Genomic DNA, 17,108 nt, shown 5'->3' with positions numbered 1-17,108 from the left:
GGGCCGGCCGTCGGCGCGGACCGCCGACCGGCACGGGCCGGGCCCCGGCAGGGGGCCGTGCGCGGGGCGCGCCGGAGGCGTCGGGGAAATGCGGTCGCGGCGTCCGCCCGGATACGGCACAGTGCGTCCATGGACGACGGCCGGGGACTGGACACGGACGGCGCGATCGCGCGCGAGGGCTCGCTCGCGCGGGTCGGGCCGGCCTTCGCGCCCGTGGTGGAGGCCGCCCGCGCCCGGATCGCCGGTTTGTTCGGCGACGCGCTGCACAGCGCCTACCTCTACGGAAGCGTCCCCCGGGGCACCGCGGTCCCCGGGACCTCCGACCTCGACCTGCAACTGGTGTTCCGCGACGCCGTGACCGGGGAGCAGCGGGAGGCGGCCGGGGAGATGGAGGCCGGCCTCGACGCCGCCTTCGGCGAGGTCGACGGGGTGGGCGTCCTGCTGGGGTCGGTCCGCGACGCGCTCAGCGAGCTCGAACGGCACGACTTCGGTTTCTTCCTCGCCTGCCTGTGCACGCCCCTGCTCGGCGAGGACCTCGCGGACCGGCTGCCGCGCTACCGCCCCACGTCCCTGCTGGCGCGCGAGACCAACGGGGACCTGCACCTGGTGCTGCCCCGCTGGCGGGAGCGTGCCGGGCGGGCGGAGACCGCGGCCGAGCGCGCGGGGCTCGGACGCGGCGTCGGCCGCCGCCTGGTCCGCACCGGCTTCACCCTGGTCATGCCCCTCTGGGGCGGCTGGACCAGCGACCTCGACGAGTCCGCCGAGATCTTCGGCCGCTACCGTCCCGACCGCCTCGGGCAGATGCGGGCGGCGGTCGCGGAGGGCCGTGCCCCCTCGGGCGACCCGGAGGTGCTGGAGGAGCTGATCGAGGACCTGGGACCCTGGCTCGCGGCCGAGTACCGGGCGGTCCACGGGGAGAAGGCCCCCCGCCCCTGAGCGGCGGGCGCCGACCGCGACCCGGAGCGTTTCCCGCGTCTCTCGGGCCCCCGCCCCCGGGTGACACGTGACACGGCCCCCGCGCACGTCATCGGGTAGTGTCCGGACCCGTGAGCCATGTGACCGCGGCGGACGGAACCCGCATCTGGTACGACACCCTCGGTGAGGGCGACCCCCTCCTGCTCCTCAACGGGCAGTCCCTCGACCACGGGATGTGGGAGGGCGTCCGCGCCGGGCTGGCGGCCGGGCACCGGGTCGTACGGGTGGACTTCCGGGGCACCGGAGGCAGCGACGCGCCCCTGGGCGAGCCCTACACCTTGGAGCTGTTCGCCGAGGACGCCCTGGCCGTCCTGGACGCCCTGGAGATCCCGAGGGCGCACGTCTACGGGTTCTCCATGGGCGGGAAGGTCGCCCAGGTGTTCGCGTCCGCGGCGCCGGACCGCGTCGGCGCGCTCGTCCTGGGCTCCACCGGTCCGGGCGGGGCCGACGAGGTGGAGCGCCCGGCTTCGGCCACCCTGGCGCTGCGCCGGGCCAACACCGCGGCCGGGCGGGACGCGATCGCCGAGCTGTTCTACTCGCCCGCGTGGGCGTCCGCCCATCCCGAGGCCGTCACCGGCATCCTTCCGCACGGCCCCCTGCGCGCCCAGCGCCTGCACTTCGGCGCGAGCACCGGCTACGACGGCCGGGACCTGCTGCCGGGCATCCAGGCGCCGACCCTCGTCGTGCACGGCGAGGACGACGAGCTGACCCCGGTCGGCAACGCCGCCCTCCTGGCCGGGAGGATCCCCGGCGCTCGCCTGCTGGTGCTGCCGGGGATGCGCCACGGCTACCTGCACGAGGACGGGCCGAAGGCCACCCGCGAGGTCCTCGACTTCCTGGCGGGCCACCCGCTCTAGCCGGAACGCCCGCCGCGCCGCGGCTGTGCCCCCTCGCCGCCGGACGCTCCCGTCCGCCGGTCGGCCGGACCCGTGCCGCGGTGTCCGCCGCGGGTCCAGCGGGCCCGGCCCGGGCCCCGCCCCGCCTTCTCCCGCACCACCCCCCACCACCCCCGCCCCCACCCCACCCCACCCCAGGAGGACCATCCATGCCGGACGACGCCGGGAAGCCCTCGGAGACGGAACAGCTGAGAAGGCGCGTGACCCGACTGGAGATCAGGGCGCGGGAGTCCTCCGCCGCGGAGTCCAGGGCGCGGACGGCCGCGGCGGGTTCCGCGGCCGGGGCCGTCGCCCTGTTCCTCTCGCTGTCCCTGCCCTGGGCCCGGGAGGAGGTCCCGTACGCGTACGACATCAGCGACGAGGGCGTTCCCAGCATGTACGGGGTGCGCGCGTCCGCCACGGGATGGGACGTGCTGGCGGCGTCCTTCGAGGACGAGCGCCTGCTCCTCGCCGCGGCCTTCACGGTCCTCCTCGTGCTCCTGGCGGTCGCGGTGTGCGCGGTCGTGACCTGGTCGAGGGTCCTCTTCGTGACGGTCCAGGTCCTCGCGGCGGCGTCCCCGCTGCTGTTCCTGTTCTCCTGGCCCCGGAACAGCGGCGATCTGGCTGCGGGTCCGGGGCTGGCGGCGGCGGTGTTCGCCTGCGCGGTACTCGTGCTGTCCGCGCGCCTGGCCGCGCACAAGGACTCGCGCTCCCCGGACCGCTGAGTGGTCGCCGGGCCGCCTCGGCGGCGGGGCCGGGGGAACCGGCCCCGCCGGTCGCCCCCGCCGCCGCGGTCCCGCCGGGGGCGCAGGCGTCGGCCTCGCGGCCCGACGCGAGGAGTGCCGACGGCATGGGGGAGGCCGTCCGTCAGACGGGCGGGGGGAAGTCCGTGCGGAGCCGGTCCAGGACGCGCCGGTCGCGCTTGGTCGGGCGTCCGGCCCCCCGGTCCCGGCGGATGACCGGAAGGTTCGCCTCGGGCGGGGCCTCGGGGGTGTTGTCGGCGTAGCAGCGGACGGCGACCGGGGCGCTGACGCGCTTCTCGATGACGTGGCCGACCTCCACGATCCGCGTGGTCCCGTGCAGGCGGACCCGCACCTCGTCGCCGGGCTTGACCGGGGAGGCAGGCTTGGCCGGGCGGTCGTTGACGCGCACGTGCCCGCCCCGGCAGGCCTGCGCCGCGTCGGCGCGGGTCTTGACCAGGCGTACGGCCCACAGCCAGCGGTCGACCCGGGTGCTGTCCGGTCCGGGCGGAAGGGGGGCCGGTGACTCGTTCACGCCGGGTCCTCTCGGGGTCGTCGGGGTGGTGGAGCGGATGCCTGCCACTCTAGGCGGGAGCCGGTACGAAGTACTCCGAAACCGCGCTAGAGTTGTACCAGCAACGAGGTCCTGTGGAGCAGTTAGGAGTGCTCGCCACCCTGTCAAGGTGGAGGCCGCGGGTTCAAATCCCGTCAGGACCGCATGAGAAGGCCCGGTGTCCCAGGACGCCGGGCCTTCGGCGTTCCCGGGCCCCGGGCGATCCGGTCCTCCGGGGGTCGCGCCCGGCCTCCGGGGAGCGGCCGGGGCGCGCCGCCCGCCGTGTTCCGCCGTGCTCGGAGAACATGGGAGGCGCACGCCGGGTCGCGCACGGCGCCGTGCCCGGTCCCCGGGGCCTGCCGTGCCGCCGGGGGCGGTGCGGTTCCGTCCGCCGCGCGCGGGTTGAGCGCGGCGGAGGCCGGGGAGACCGGTGCGGGGCCGCCCGCGGGCGACCGCGGCCGGGGCGCCGACGAAGCAGGACACGGAAGGGCAGGGGCACTGTGAGCTACCGGTACGCCGTCGAGCGGACCGACCACTCGGCTCTGGCGAGCGGGCAGGTGCTGCGGTCCGCACCCGGTTTCCCGGGCTTCCCGGTGCGGCTGGCGAGCGAGCTGTTCCAGCGGGCGATGGTGCACACCAAGGAGGAGCGCGTGCGCCTCTGGGACCCCTGCTGCGGCAGCGGCTACCTGGTCACGGTCCTGGGCTTCCTGCACCGCGAACGGCTCACGCGCGTCCGCGCGGGCGACGTGGACCCGGACGCCGTCGCCCTGGCGGCCCGCAACCTCCGCCTGCTCTCCGCCGAGGGGCTGGCCGAGCGCGAGGACGAGCTCCGGCGCTCCGCCCGCGACTTCGGCCGCCCGGAGTTCGTCGAGCGCGCCGAGGCCGCCCGCGACCTCGCCGCAGGGCTGTCCGCCACGGGCGGCGACCTGCCCCACGAGGCGGTCGTCGAGGACGTGTTCTCCCTGCGGGAGCCGGTGGGGGCGGACCTGGTGGTGACCGACGTGCCCTACGGCGAGATGACCTCCTGGGCGGGGGCCGTCCCGGAGGACGGGGGCCCCGGGACCCCAGGGCACGGGGGCGGTACCGGGCACGCGCCGGCCGACCGCCGCGAAGGCGGCGGATCGGCCGGGGGAGGGGCGCCGCTGCGGGCGATGCTGGCCTCCCTGGGGCGGGTACTGCCCGAGCACGCCGTCGTGGTGGTGACCGCGAGGACGAGGCGGGTCGCCCTGCCGGAGGGCGTCAGGGCCCTGGAGCGCGTGAAGGTGGGCAACCGCGCCGCCGCCCTCGTCCGCGCCCGGGACATCGCCCCCTGACGGCCGTGGCGGGCCCCGACCGCTCGCCGCCCCTCCGGGCCCCGGTCCGTGCGCCTGAGGCGAGCCCTCCGGGCACGGCCCCTCCGGGAGGCGTCGCGTCAGGGGCGGGGGACCGGACCGGTCCCGGGCCCGGGGCCGTCCGCGCGGGCCGCGCGCCGGGCTCCCCGGCCCGGGGTCAGGCGGACACGCCGCGGAAGGCCCGCGAGGTGTACAGGGCCACCGCCAGCGAGACCGCGGCCAGCAGGACGAAGCCCAGCGTGTAGGCGCCCGTCGCCTGGTAGACGACCCCCATCAGCAGCGGCGGGAAGTAGCCGCCCAGACCCCCGGCCGCACCCACGAGCCCGGTCACGGTACCGACCCTGGACGGGTCGACCAGCTTCGCGACCAGAGCGAACACGGCGCCCGTGCCCAGGCCCAGCGACAGCGCGATCAGCACGAAGGCCGCACCCGCCGGGAACTCCGCGGGCGGGTGCAGGGCCAGCACGACCGCGAACACGCACGTGCCGAGGAACGACGCCAGGCACACCCGCACCGGGCCGAGCCGGTCCGACAGGATGCCGCCGACCGGCCGGGCGACCACGGCGGCGACCGCGAAACCGGCGGTGCGCACCCCGGCATCGGTCTGCGCGTAGTCGTACGCCATCGTCAGCAGGGTCGGCAGATAGGTGGAGAAGGCCACGAACCCGCCGAAGGCGACCGCGTACAGCAGGGACGCCTGCCACGTCGCCTTGAGTCTGAGCGCCTCGCGCATCCCCGGCAGGGCCGGCTCCGTGCGGGGCCTCCACGCGGGGGAGTTCCGGCTGAACACCCACATCACCGCGCCCATGGCCGCCAGGGCCGCGCACATCAGCAGGTGGGTGGTGAGCACCCCCGTCTTCTCGACGAGGAGGGGGGTGAGGAACGACGACAGGGCGGTGCCGCCCATGCCCGCCCCGAACACGCCCGTGGCGAAACCGCGCCGCCCGGCCCTGTACCAGGCGTTCACGAACGGGATTCCGACGGCGAACGACGTGCCCGCGATCCCGAGGAAGAAGCCCCAGACCAGCAGCATCGCGTAGGACCCCGACGACACGCCCACGAGGAAGGTCGGCACGATGCTCACGAAGCAGATGACCGTGAACATCAGCCGCCCGCCGTAGCGGTCGGTCAGCGAGCCGACCGGGATGCGGCCCAGGGAGCCCACGAGCACCGGGAACGCCACGAGGAGCGAGGTCTGCGAGGGCGACAGGTCCAGCTCCTGCGTGTAGGTCCGCGACAGCGGTCCGACGAGGTTCCAGGCCCAGAAGGTCAGCGCGAACGCCGCCGTGGCCAGGGCGAGGTTGGCGCCCGCCGTTCCCGAGCGGGTGTCCCGCTCCCCGACTTCCGCTCCCATGGCGGTCCCCCACGTCCTGTCGATCCGGCCGGCGGTGTCCCTTTCGGAGGTGATTGTCACCCCTTCCGGTGTGGGATACGTGACTTCCGCGCCGAAGGAGGCATATTCATTAACGGAATGTCATGGGCACAGGACACCGGAACCGCGTGGAAATGCAATTCTCGGCAATGCGCTGTTAAACGAGGTGGCTCCCGTATGGCGGAAAACGGCAAAGGCGGAGGCGCGGGGGAGGCCCTTCTCCGGTTGGGTAACCACCTGAGCCGGGCGGAGCAGCTGGACGGCGTCCGGGCGCAGGTCAGGCACGGCGGACGAGAGGGCGACGTCTTCTACAGGGACCGCTGGAGCCACGACAGGGTCGTGCGTTCCACCCACGGCGTGAACTGCACCGGTTCGTGTTCCTGGGACGTGTACGTGAAGGACGGGATCATCACCTGGGAGACGCAGGCCACGGATTATCCCTCCGTCGGCCCGGACCGTCCCGAATACGAGCCGCGGGGCTGTCCCCGCGGCGCGGCCTTCTCCTGGTACACCTATTCTCCGACCCGGGTCCGCTACCCGTACGCGCGCGGCGTCCTCGTGGAGATGTACCGGGAGGCGCGCGGACGCCTGGGCGACCCCGTGGCGGCCTGGGAGGAGATCACCGCCGACCCGGTCAGGCGCCGCCGCTACCAGCGGGCGCGCGGCAAGGGCGGTCTGGTGCGCGTCACGTGGGACGAGGCGCTGGAGATCGCCGCCGCCTCCCACGTGTCCACCATCAGGAGGTACGGTCCGGACCGCGTGGCCGGGTTCTCCCCGATCCCCGCGATGTCGATGGTCTCGCACGGGGTGGGCGCCCGCTTCGTGAACCTCCTCGGCGGCTCCATGCTGTCGTTCTACGACTGGTACGCCGACCTGCCGGTGGCCTCGCCGCAGGTGTTCGGCGACCAGACCGACGTCCCCGAGTCCGGCGACTGGTGGGACGCCGCCTACCTGGTGCTGTGGGGCTCCAACGTCCCGGTCACCCGGACCCCCGACGCGCACTGGATGGCCGAGGCCCGTTACCGGGGCCAGAAGGTCGTCGTGGTCTCCCCCGACTACAGCGACGCCACCAAGTTCGCGGACGAGTGGCTGGCCCCCCACCCGGGCACCGACGGGGCGCTGGCCATGGCCATGGGCCACGTCGTCCTCAAGGAGAGGTTCGTCGACCGGACCACGCCCCGGTTCGAGGACTACGTCCGCCGGTACACCGACCTGCCGTTCGTGGTCTCGCTGGACAGCCGCGACGGCCGCCTGGTGCCCGGCAAGTTCCTCACCGCCGCCGACCTCGGTCCCGGCGGAGGGGAGAACGCCGACTGGAAGCCGGTGATCTGGGCGGAGGGGGAGGACGCGCCGGCCGCTCCCCACGGCACCGTCGGCGACCGGTGGGGCGAGGAGGGCCTGGGGAGGTGGAACCTCGACCTGGAGGGCCGCACGCCCGCCCTCAGCTTCTACGAGGTGGGCGGCGAGGCCGCCGAGATCGCCCTGCCCCGCTTCGACACCCCCACCGGCGCCGCCGGGGTCGCCACCCGGGGCGTCCCGGTCCGCAGGGTGGGAGACCGCCTCGTCACCACGGTCTTCGACCTGCTCCTCGCCCAGTACGGGGTGTACCGCGACGGCCTGCCCGGCGTCTGGCCGACCGGCTACGACGACCCGGGCGAGTGCTGCACCCCCGCCTGGCAGGAGGCGCTCACGGGGGTGCCGGCCGACCGGGCGGCCCGCATCGCCCGCGAGTTCGCGGACACCGCCGAGGCCTCCGGCGGCCGGGCCATGATCATCCTCGGCGCGGGCACGAACCAGTGGTTCCACGGGGAGAACGCCTACCGCGCCTTCCTGTCCCTGCTCCTGCTCACCGGCTGCCAGGGGGTCAACGGCGGCGGCTGGGCGCACTACGTGGGCCAGGAGAAGTGCCGCACCGCCACCGGCTGGGCGGCCTACGCCTCCGGTACGGACTGGTCGAGGCCGCCGCGCTTCATGGCCGGGACGGCGTACTGGTACACCCACACCGACCAGTGGCGCTACGACACCTACCGCGCCGACGCCCTGGCCTCGCCGCTGGGGCCGGGGCGCGTGCGCGGCATGCACACCGCCGACCTGGTGGCCTCCTCGGCACGGATGGGCTGGATGCCGTCCTACCCCACGTTCAACCGCAACCCGGTCGACCTGGGCCGTGAGGCCGACGAGCTCGGGCAGGACCCCGGCGAGTACGTCGCCGGCCAGCTGGCCGACGGCACCCTGCGCTTCGCCGCGGAGGACCCGGACGACCCGGCCAACTGGCCCAGGACGCTCACCGTCTGGCGGTCCAACCTGTTCGGCTCCTCCGCCAAGGGCAACGAGTACTTCCTCAAGCACCTGCTCGGCACCCACTCCAACCTCCGGGCGCAACCCGCCGGGCCGGACGACCGGCCGCGCGACGTCAGCTGGCGCGAGGAGGCCCCGGAGGGCAAGCTCGACCTGCTGCTGTCGATGGACTTCCGCATGACCAGCACGACGCTGCTGTCCGACATCGTCCTGCCCGCCGCCACCTGGTACGAGAAGCACGACCTGTCCACCACGGACATGCACCCGTTCGTGCACGCGTTCAACCCGGCGATCGACCCGCCGTGGGAGACCCGCACGGACTTCGACGCCTTCCACGCGCTGGCGCGGGCCTTCAGCGCCCTGGCCGCCGACCACCTGGGCGAGGTCACCGACCTGGTGGCGGTGCCCCACCAGCACGACACCCCCGGGGAGCTGGCCCAGCCGCACGGGGTCCCGGTGGACTGGAAGGCGGACGGCGAGCGGCCGGTCCCCGGCCGGACCATGCCCGCCGTCGTGGCCGTGCGCCGCGACTACTCGGCGGTCGCGCAGAAGATGGCGGCCCTGGGGCCCCTGGCCGAGTCCGCGGGGCTCCCGGTCAAGGGCGTCTCCTTCACCCCCGACAAGGAGGTGGAGTGGCTGCGCGAACGCAACGGCGCCGTCCGAGGGGGCGTCGCCGACGGGCGGCCCTCCCTCGACACCGACGTCAAGGCATGCGAGGCGATCCTCGCCCTGTCGGGCACCAGCAACGGCCGCCTGGCGGCCCAGGGGTTCGAGCGGCTGGCGGCCCGCACCGGCACCGACATGGGCGAGCTGGCCGCCCGCTCCGCCGAGCGCCGCGTGGTCTTCGACGACGCCCGCCGGGGCCCCACCCCGGTGGGCACCAGCCCCGAGTGGTCGGGCAAGGAGGCGGCCGACCGCCGCTACTCGCCGTTCACGATCAACGTCGAGCACGACAAGCCCTGGCACACCCTGACCGGGCGCCAGCACTTCTACCTGGACCACGACTGGATGCACGAGTTCGGCGAGGCGCTCCCGGTGTACCGCCCCCCGCTCGACATCAGCCGCCTGTTCGGCGAGCCCCGCATCGGCCCGAACGGGCGGCGCGAGGTCACCGTCCGCTACCTGACCCCGCACTCGAAGTGGTCCATCCACTCCGAGTACCAGGACAACCTGCTCATGCAGACCCTGTCGCGGGGCGGCCCGACCATCTGGATGAGCGTGGAGGACGCGGCGGTCATCGAGGCCGCCGACAACGACTGGGTGGAGGCGGTCAACCGCAACGGCGTGGTCGCCGCCCGCCTGGTGGTGTCGCACCGGATGCCCGTCGGCACCGTGTACATGCACCACGCCCAGGAGCGCACCATCGACGTCCCGAAGACGGAGACGACGGGGAGGCGCGGCGGCATCCACAACTCGCTCACCCGCCTGCTGGTCAAGCCGACGCACCTCATCGGCGGCTACGCCCAGCTGTCCTACGCGTTCAACTACCTCGGCCCCACCGGAAACCAGCGCGACGAGATCACCGTCGTGCGCAAGCGGACCACGGAGGTGCGGTACTGATGGCACGCCGGAAGGACACGAACCGCGGGCAGGGGACGGCGGCCGACGGCGCCCGGGGGGAACGGGCCGTCGGCCGGGTCATGGCCCAGGTCGCCATGGTCATGAACCTCGACAAGTGCATCGGCTGCCACACCTGCTCGGTCACGTGCAAGCAGGCGTGGACCAACCGCAGCGGCGTCGAGTACGCCTGGTTCAACAACGTCGAGACCCGCCCCGGCCAGGGCTACCCGCGCACCTACCAGGACCAGGACAGGTGGAGGGGCGGCTGGGTCCGCAAGGCCGGGGGCCGCCTGGTGCCGCGCGCCGGGGGGCGCATCAAGCGGCTCGCGACGATCTTCGCGAACCCCGTGATGCCGTCGATCCAGGACTACTACGAGCCGTGGACGTACGACTACGACACCCTCCTCAACGCGCCCCTGGGGGACGACTTCCCGGTGGCCTCGCCCCGCTCCGCGCTCACCGGCGAGCCGATGCAGGTCACCTGGAGCGCCAACTGGGACGACGACCTCGGGGGCGGGCCGGAGCTGGCCCGGCACGACCCGATCGTGCGCAAGCTCGGCGACAGGGTGAAGTTCTCCTTCGAGGAGACCTTCATGTTCTACCTGCCGCGCATCTGCGAGCACTGCCTCAACCCGACGTGCGTGGCGTCCTGCCCGAGCGGCGCCCTGTACAAGCGGGTCGAGGACGGCATCGTGCTCGTCGACCAGGACCGCTGCCGGGGCTGGCGCATGTGCGTCACCGGCTGCCCGTACAAGAAGATCTACTTCAACCACAAGACCGGCAAGGCCGAGAAGTGCACGTTCTGCTACCCGCGCGTGGAGGTGGGCATGCCCACCATCTGCTCGGAGACGTGCGTGGGCAGGCTCCGCTACCTCGGCGTCGTCCTCTACGACGCGGAGCGGGTGGGAGACGCGGCGGCCGTCGAGGACGAGAAGGAGCTGTACCGCGCCCAGCTGGACGTGTTCCTCGACCCAGCGGACCCGGCCGTGCGCGCCGCCGCGCGCAGGGACGGCATCCCCGACCGCTGGGTGGAGTCCGCCGCCCGCTCACCGGTGTACGCGCTGGCCAAGCGCTTCCGGGTGGCGCTGCCGCTGCACCCGGAGTACCGGACGATGCCGATGGTCTGGTACGTCCCGCCGCTGTCGCCCGTGGTGGACTCCCTCACCTCCACCGGGCACGACGGGGAGGACTCCGACAACCTGTTCGGCGCCATCGACACCCTGCGCATCCCGGTCGAGTACCTGGCCGAGCTGTTCACGGCGGGGGACACCGCGCCCGTCGACCTGGTCCTGCGCCGCCTCGCCGCCATGCGCTCCTACATGCGCCGGATCAACCTCGGGCAGGAGCGCGACGAGGACATCGCCGGGGCCGTCGGCATGACCGGCGCCGAGATCGAGGACATGTACCGGCTCCTCGCCCTCGCCAAGTACGACGACCGCTACGTCGTCCCCACCGCCTACGGGGTGGACGAGGCCGACCGGGGGGTCATCGAGGAGGTCGGGTGCGGCCTCGACTTCGAGGGAGGGCCCGGGATGGGCGGGATGGGGGGCGTCCCGTTCGGCGAGGCGTCCGGCCGTCCGGACGCCGCGTCCGTGGAGACCTTCCACGCCCTGCGGGACCGCCAGACCGGCGGGGCCGCGCAGGGGGAGGGGCGGGTCCCCGCGGAGGGGCGCGTCAACCTCCTCAACTGGGACGGCAACGGCCGTCCCGACGGACTCTTCCCGCCCCGGCAGGGCGGGGACGGCAACGGCACCGACGGCGGTGGCGGGGGCGGGGCCTCCGCGCCGCGTGAGGGGGGTCAGTCATGAGCACCACCACCGACGGGGCGGACGGGCACACGGGCGGCGCGACCGGGGAGGACCGGGCCGCGGCCGCCGAGGGGGCGGGCGCCCCCGCGGTCCCGGCGCAGCGGGGACCGGGCTGGCTCGGCGCGGGCCGGTCCGCCCGGCGCTCCCACCGGATCGCGGTCACCCACCAGGCCGCGTCCGTCCTCCTGGCCTATCCGGACCAGGCCTTCTTCGAGCGCCTGCCGCTGGTCGCGCGCGCGGTCGCGGAGCTGCCCAGGGGCGCCGTGCGCACCGAGCTCCAGGAGTTCTGCGAACACGCCGCCAGCACGCCCGAGCTGGAACTGTGCCGGCACTACGTCGACGTGTTCGACCTGCGCCGGCGCCGGGCCCTCCACATGACCTACTACACCGACGGCGACACCCGGCGGCGCGGGCACGCGCTCGCCGAGATCAAGCGGGTCTACGCCGAGTCGGGGTGGTCGGTGAACGCGGGGGAGCTGCCCGACCACCTGGCGGTCGTCCTGGAGTTCGCGGCCAGGGGGGACGCCGCCAGGGGCGGGGCGCTGCTGTTGCGCTTCCGTCCGGGCCTGGACCTGCTGTGGGAGGCGCTGCGCGCCCACGGGACCCCGTACGCGCGGGTCGTCGACGCCGTCCGCATGACCCTGCCGCCGCAGCGGCGGGACGACCGGGAGGCGGTGCGGCGGCTCGCCGCCGAGGGGCCTCCGGCGGAGGACGTGGGCCTGGAGCCGTACGGTGTCCGGGTCCCGCTGCCGGTGACCGACGTCTCCGTCCGGGGCGCCGGGGGGCCGGCGGGCGGCGTGCCGCCGGCGCCGGGCGTGCCCGCGCCGCGGGCGTCGGGGCCCGCCTGCGGCTGCGGCGACGGGGGACAGGCGTGAACGGTACCGGGCCGCTCGACCTGGTCCTGTGGGGCATCCTGCCCTACACGGTGCTCGTGACCGCGGTGGGCGGGCTGGTCTGGCGGTACCGGTACGACCGGTTCGGCTGGACCACCCGCTCGTCCGAGCTGTACGAGTCGCGGCTGCTGCGCATCGGCAGCCCGCTGTTCCACGCAGGCCTGCTCTTCGTCGTCCTCGGCCACGTGGTGGGGCTCCTGGTGCCCGAGGGGTGGACCCGGGCGCTCGGTGTGTCCGACGCCCTCTACCACGTCACCGCGCTGGGCCTGGGCCTGGTCGCGGGGGTGTGCACGCTCGGCGGGATCGCCCTGCTGATCTGGCGGCGGCGCACCACGGGCCCGGTCTTCAGCGCCACCACCCGCAACGACAAGCTCATGTACCTCGTGCTGGTCCTGGCGATCCTCACCGGGCTGGGCATGACCGCGTACTTCGCCGGGGTCGAGCTGGCGGGCGGGCACACCCAGGACTACCGGCGGACGGTCTCCCCGTGGTTCCGCTCGATCTGGATCCTGCAGCCGGACGTCGCGGCGATGGCCGCCGCCGAGGCCCCGTACAAGCTGCACGCGCTGACGGGCCTGGCACTGTTCGCGCTGCTGCCGTTCACGCGGCTGGTGCACGCGTTCAGCGCGCCGGTCGGCTACCTGTTCCGCCCCTACGTCGTCTACCGCACGCGGGACCGGCACACGGCCGGCGCCGGCCGGTCCGAGCGGTCCACACGCCGGGGCTGGTGAGCCCCGCACGGCCGGGGACCGGTCCCGGTCCGCAGGTCCGGCCGTGTACGCCACCCACCAAGGAGAGAAGGAGAGAGTCCGTGGAGCTGTTCCCAGCCATCCCGCTCGACTCGTGGTACGACACCAAGCAGACCCTGCACCGCTTCGAGCAGGTCGTCGGCAAGGTCCGACTGCAGCACAGCCCGCGCCGCAACCACTGGTGGAACGTCCCCTTCCACGTCACGGGGCGCGGCATCACCACCCGCCCCATGGGTCTCGTGGACGGCAACCCCGTCTTCACCGTCGACTTCGACTTCGTCGGGCACCGGCTGGTCGCGGCGAACCTGGACGGGCGGACCGCGTCCTTCCCGCTCCAGGGGCACAGCGTGGCGTCGTTCTACCTCGGGCTCCAGTCGGCGCTGGACAGCCTCGGCGTGGACGGCAGCATCCCGCACGCGACCCCGTTCGACCTGCCCGACACCGGGCGGCCGTTCACGGAGGACCGCGAGCACGCCGCCTACGTGCCCGAGCACGCCACCCGCTACTGGCAGGTGCTGAGCCAGGTCGCCCTGGTCCTGGAGGAGTTCGCCGCCGGCTTCTCGGGCAAGACCAGCCCGGTGCACCACTTCTGGCACACGTTCGACATCGCCGTCACGCGCTTCTCCCCGCACCCCGTCCCCCAGCCCCGGGAGGCAGGGCAGCTGGTGCGCGAGGCGTACTCGCGGGAGGTGGTGAGCTTCGGCTTCTGGTTCGGCGACGACAAGATCCCGGAGCCCTGCTTCTACTCCTACACGGCGCCCGAGCCGGACGGGCTCACGGACCGGAGGCTCGACCCCCCCTCCGCGGAGTGGGTGAGCAGCGGCCAGGGGCACCTGGCGCTGCTGCGCTACGCCGACGCGCGCAAGTCGCCGGACCCGCGCGCCACCGTCCTGGAGTTCCTGGAGAGCGCCTACCGGGCGGGCGCCGGGCTCGCCGGCTGGGACCTGGACGCGCTGGCCTGCCCGCGGGGGATCACCGACCCGTACCTCGCCGGCCGCTGAGTCCCGCCCCGCGTCCCGCGCCCCCGCAGGGGGTGCGGGAGGCCGGGTCCACGTTCTCCCAGAACCCCCGGCGCCCGGCGCCCCGCGTCCCGCGCCCGGGGGTCGGGGACGGGGCCCGGGGTGTGCGTGGTGGGTAGGTGTGGGAACGTGGCCCCAGGGCCCACCCATCACGCGCACACGGCGTGCGCGGACGCAGGAGGCGGGGGAGTGTCATGGACCTGACGGTCGTCGACGTGCCGGAGCGCTCGCGCTACGAGGTCAGCGCGGACGGGGAGGTGGTGGGCTTCTCCGCCTACCACCTGATCGACGAGGGCGTGTACGCCCTGCCCCACGTGGAGGTCGACCCGGCCTTCGAGGGCAGGGGCGTGGCCAGCGCGCTCATGAGGGAGTCCCTGGACGACATCCGCGAGCGCGGTCTGAAGGTCGTGCCGATCTGCCCCTTCGCGCGGGCCTACATCGGGAAGAACCGGGGCTACGCGGACCTCGTCCACAAGGGCTGACACGGAGCACGTGCAGTAACGGAATCATCACCATCGCGCCGGTGTGCGCCCCCGGCGGTGATTCGGTGCACTTCACGGGTAGGTGGGAGCGGTTGTCCCTTTCGGAGCGAAGGAGCCCCGTCCCCCGTGATATCCGCAGACGCAGCACAACCCCTCGACGCGCGCCTCACCGACGCCGTCGCCGCCTTCAACGACGAGTTCTTCTGGTCCTGGATCCTGATCCCGCTGCTGGTGGCGGTCAGCCTGTACATCACGGTCAGGACCGGGGTCGTCCAGATCCGCATGCTCCCGGAGATGTTCCGGGTCCTGCGGAGCAGGCCCGAGATCGCCCCCGACGGCAAGAGGGCCGTCTCCTCGCTCCAGGCGTTCATGATCTCGGCCGCGGCCCGCATCGGCACGGGCAACATCATCGGGGTGTCCATCGCGATCTCCCTGGGCGGCCCCGGCGCCGTCTTCTGGATGTGGGCGATGGCGGTCGTGGTGTGCGCCGCGAGTTTCGTGGAGTCCACGGTCGCCCAGCTCTACAAGGTCCGCGACCCGGCGGGGTACCGGGGCGGGCCCGCCTACTACATCGAGCGGGGGCTGGGTCAGAAGTGGGCGGGCGTCCTCTTCGCCCTCACGCTCATCGTGACGTTCCCGCTGGTCTTCAACGCGGTGCAGAGCAACACGATCACCAACACCATCGCGAACTCCGCCGAGGACCTGGGCAGCGGCACCGGCCTGTGGATGTCCGCGCTCATCGGCGTGCTGCTCGTCGTCCTCACCGCGCTGGTGATCTTCGGCGGGGTCCGGAGGATCGCCAACACCGCCCAGGCGCTCATCCCGTTCTTCGCCGCGCTGTACGTGCTGCTCGGCCTCGTCGTCATGGCGCTCAACTGGGAGGCCGTCCCGGGCATGGTCGCCCTCATCTTCCAGCACGCCTTCGGGGTGCGGGAGTTCGCCGCGGCGGGCCTGGGCGTCGTGATCATCCAGGGCGTGCGCCGGGGCATGTTCTCCAACGAGGCGGGCCTGGGATCGGCCCCCGTCGCGGCGGCCAGCGCCGCGGTCTCCCACCCGGTCAAGCAGGGGCTGGTCCAGACGCTCGGGGTCTACCTGGACACCCTCGTCGTCTGCTCGGTCACGGCGTTCATCATCCTGCTCGGCAACCCGGGCACCGGTGACGGGCAGTTGGAGGGCGACCTGACCCAGTTCGCCCTCCAGGCGGCGCTCGGTCCGTGGGCGCTGCACCTGATGACGCTGATCATCTTCCTGGTCGCGTTCACCTCGGTGCTCGGCAACTACTACTACGGCGAGTCCAACCTGGAGTACCTGACCACGAACGAGAGGGTCCTGTTCGGCTACAAGCTGGTCTTCCTGACGGCGACCTTCCTGGGGGCGCTCGGCTCGATCGACCTCATCTGGACGCTGGCGGACACGACCATGGGCCTGATGGCGCTGGTCAACCTCCTGGCGCTCGTGCCGCTCACGGCGGTCGCCGCACGCCTGCTCAAGGACTACGTCGGACAGCGGCGCGAGGGGATCGACCCGGTCTTCACCCGCGACCGGATGCCGGACCTGCGGGGGGTGGAGTGCTGGGGGCCCGAGGACGCGCTGCGGCCGGACGAGTCCGAGCGCTCGCCGGCGTGAGCCGGCGGCCGGGGGCGGGACGGGGGCGGGCCCGTCCTCCGGCCACGCACACGGGGGCGTTTCTCCACGAATAACCAGAAAGTGTTCGATGGGGGGCATCTGTGTTCTTTCGGTCACGGCGAATAATCGCTAGTGTGCTGGATCACAGTTGTGGCGGCCAGTGTGTCTCGTCGAGGGAGTCCGATGTCCATCGTCTCAATCGAGCCCGCCACCGCCGAGCGGTGGGATGACCTGGAGAACCTTTTCGGACCGACCGGGGCGTACGGGCACTGTTGGTGCACGTTCTTCCGCCGGCGGGCCAAGGACCACACGGCGAGCACATCCTGTGAGCGCTCCATGCGCGGCGTGGACAACAAGGAGGAACTGCGCCGCCTGACCCTGGACGGCAAGGTGCCCGGCCTCCTCGCCTACGACGAGGAGGGGCCGTGCGGCTGGGTGTCCGTGGCTCCGCGCGACGACTTCATCCGGCTGGCCCGGTCGCGCTCCCTGCGCCCCGCCGACCCCACGGAGCCGGGGGTCTGGGCGCTGGTCTGCTTCTGGCTGCCGCCCCGCCGGCGTCGGCGGGGCCTGGGCAGCCGCCTGCTGGACGGGGCGGTCGAGTACGCCCGCGCCGGCGGCGCGCGCGTCCTGGAGGCCTACCCGGTGGACACGGTGGGCGGCCGGGCCCCCAGCGCCGAGGTCTACACGGGGACCGTGGAGATGTTCCAGCGGGCCGGCTTCACGCTGAGCGGCCACCACCTCAGCGAGCGCGTGGTCGCCCGGTTGGAGCTGAAGACCGAGTAGCCCCCGCCCGTTCCCGGCCCGTCCGGCCGGGAACGGGGGGAGGG

At 73.7% G+C, this 17,108-nt stretch carries 14 protein-coding genes and 1 tRNA gene; 13 read left to right on the top strand and 2 right to left on the bottom strand.

The window, feature by feature from the left end; translation table 11 throughout:
- The first annotated feature begins 129 nt into the window (after positions 1 to 129).
- The 3 genes from ACWGL3_RS23500 (at position 130) to ACWGL3_RS23490 (ending at position 2,575) form a co-directional block, all read left to right on the top strand.
- Entirely contained in the window at positions 130 to 936 is an 807-nt protein-coding gene (locus ACWGL3_RS23500) for a nucleotidyltransferase domain-containing protein (protein ID WP_267947000.1), read from the top strand.
- A gap of 98 nt (positions 937 to 1,034) precedes the next feature.
- On the top strand, positions 1,035 to 1,832 hold the full coding sequence (locus ACWGL3_RS23495; protein WP_378554956.1) for an alpha/beta fold hydrolase: 798 nt from the start codon (positions 1,035 to 1,037) through the stop codon (positions 1,830 to 1,832).
- Between the two features lie 188 nt (positions 1,833 to 2,020).
- Positions 2,021 to 2,575: a hypothetical protein gene (locus ACWGL3_RS23490; protein ID WP_267946998.1), complete on the top strand. Its 555-nt coding sequence runs from the start codon at positions 2,021 to 2,023 to the stop codon at positions 2,573 to 2,575.
- A 142-nt stretch (positions 2,576 to 2,717) separates the two neighbouring features.
- On the opposite strand, the gene ACWGL3_RS23485 is transcribed toward ACWGL3_RS23490, so the two are convergent.
- Positions 2,718 to 3,125, bottom strand: a complete 408-nt coding sequence (locus ACWGL3_RS23485) for an RNA-binding S4 domain-containing protein (protein ID WP_267946997.1) — start codon at positions 3,123 to 3,125, stop codon at positions 2,718 to 2,720.
- Positions 3,126 to 3,232: 107 nt separating this feature from the next.
- On the opposite strand from ACWGL3_RS23485, the gene ACWGL3_RS23480 reads away from it, so the two are divergent.
- Both ACWGL3_RS23480 and ACWGL3_RS23475 read left to right on the top strand, forming a co-directional pair.
- Positions 3,233 to 3,307: transfer RNA gene (locus ACWGL3_RS23480), tRNA-Asp, on the top strand.
- A 336-nt stretch (positions 3,308 to 3,643) separates the two neighbouring features.
- Entirely contained in the window at positions 3,644 to 4,456 is an 813-nt protein-coding gene (locus ACWGL3_RS23475) for an rRNA methyltransferase (RefSeq protein WP_267946996.1), read from the top strand.
- Between the two features lie 175 nt (positions 4,457 to 4,631).
- Here ACWGL3_RS23475 and ACWGL3_RS23470 read toward each other — a convergent pair whose 3' ends face one another.
- The gene (locus tag ACWGL3_RS23470) at positions 4,632 to 5,828 is read right to left on the bottom strand and encodes an MFS transporter (protein WP_267946995.1); all 1,197 of its coding nucleotides are present in this window, start codon (positions 5,826 to 5,828) and stop codon (positions 4,632 to 4,634) included.
- A gap of 195 nt (positions 5,829 to 6,023) precedes the next feature.
- Between ACWGL3_RS23470 and ACWGL3_RS23465 the strand changes: the two genes are divergently transcribed.
- From ACWGL3_RS23465 to ACWGL3_RS23430, 8 genes are all read left to right on the top strand, one after another.
- Entirely contained in the window at positions 6,024 to 9,704 is a 3,681-nt protein-coding gene (locus ACWGL3_RS23465) for a nitrate reductase subunit alpha (RefSeq protein WP_267946994.1), read from the top strand.
- Positions 9,704 to 11,512, top strand: coding sequence for a nitrate reductase subunit beta (gene narH, locus ACWGL3_RS23460; protein ID WP_431061470.1), 1,809 nt, complete (start codon positions 9,704 to 9,706; stop codon positions 11,510 to 11,512). Before ACWGL3_RS23465 ends, narH begins: the two co-directional genes overlap by 1 nt.
- Positions 11,509 to 12,387, top strand: a complete 879-nt coding sequence (gene narJ / locus ACWGL3_RS23455) for a nitrate reductase molybdenum cofactor assembly chaperone (protein WP_267946993.1) — start codon at positions 11,509 to 11,511, stop codon at positions 12,385 to 12,387. Before narH ends, narJ begins: the two co-directional genes overlap by 4 nt.
- Positions 12,384 to 13,136, top strand: a complete 753-nt coding sequence (gene narI / locus ACWGL3_RS23450; RefSeq protein ID WP_267946992.1) for a respiratory nitrate reductase subunit gamma — start codon at positions 12,384 to 12,386, stop codon at positions 13,134 to 13,136. The genes narJ and narI overlap by 4 nt, the downstream gene beginning before the upstream one ends.
- 80 nt (positions 13,137 to 13,216) lie before the next feature.
- Positions 13,217 to 14,155, top strand: coding sequence for a DUF5996 family protein (locus ACWGL3_RS23445; RefSeq protein ID WP_267946991.1), 939 nt, complete (start codon positions 13,217 to 13,219; stop codon positions 14,153 to 14,155).
- A gap of 212 nt (positions 14,156 to 14,367) precedes the next feature.
- Positions 14,368 to 14,655 carry a GNAT family N-acetyltransferase gene (locus ACWGL3_RS23440; protein WP_267946990.1) on the top strand — a complete coding sequence of 96 codons (288 nt, stop codon included), beginning with the start codon at positions 14,368 to 14,370 and terminating at the stop codon, positions 14,653 to 14,655.
- Positions 14,656 to 14,781: 126 nt separating this feature from the next.
- On the top strand, positions 14,782 to 16,281 hold the full coding sequence (locus ACWGL3_RS23435; RefSeq protein ID WP_267946989.1) for an alanine/glycine:cation symporter family protein: 1,500 nt from the start codon (positions 14,782 to 14,784) through the stop codon (positions 16,279 to 16,281).
- 183 nt (positions 16,282 to 16,464) lie between these two features.
- Positions 16,465 to 17,064 (top strand): GNAT family N-acetyltransferase, encoded by a 600-nt coding sequence (locus ACWGL3_RS23430; RefSeq protein ID WP_267946988.1) that lies wholly within the window; start codon positions 16,465 to 16,467, stop codon positions 17,062 to 17,064.
- Positions 17,065 to 17,108 lie beyond the last annotated feature (44 nt).

The sequence above is a fragment of the Nocardiopsis sp. NPDC055824 genome, from assembly GCF_053616335.1.
The sequence above is the reverse complement of the archived record's forward strand: the minus strand, read 5'-3'. Positions and strand labels throughout refer to the sequence as shown.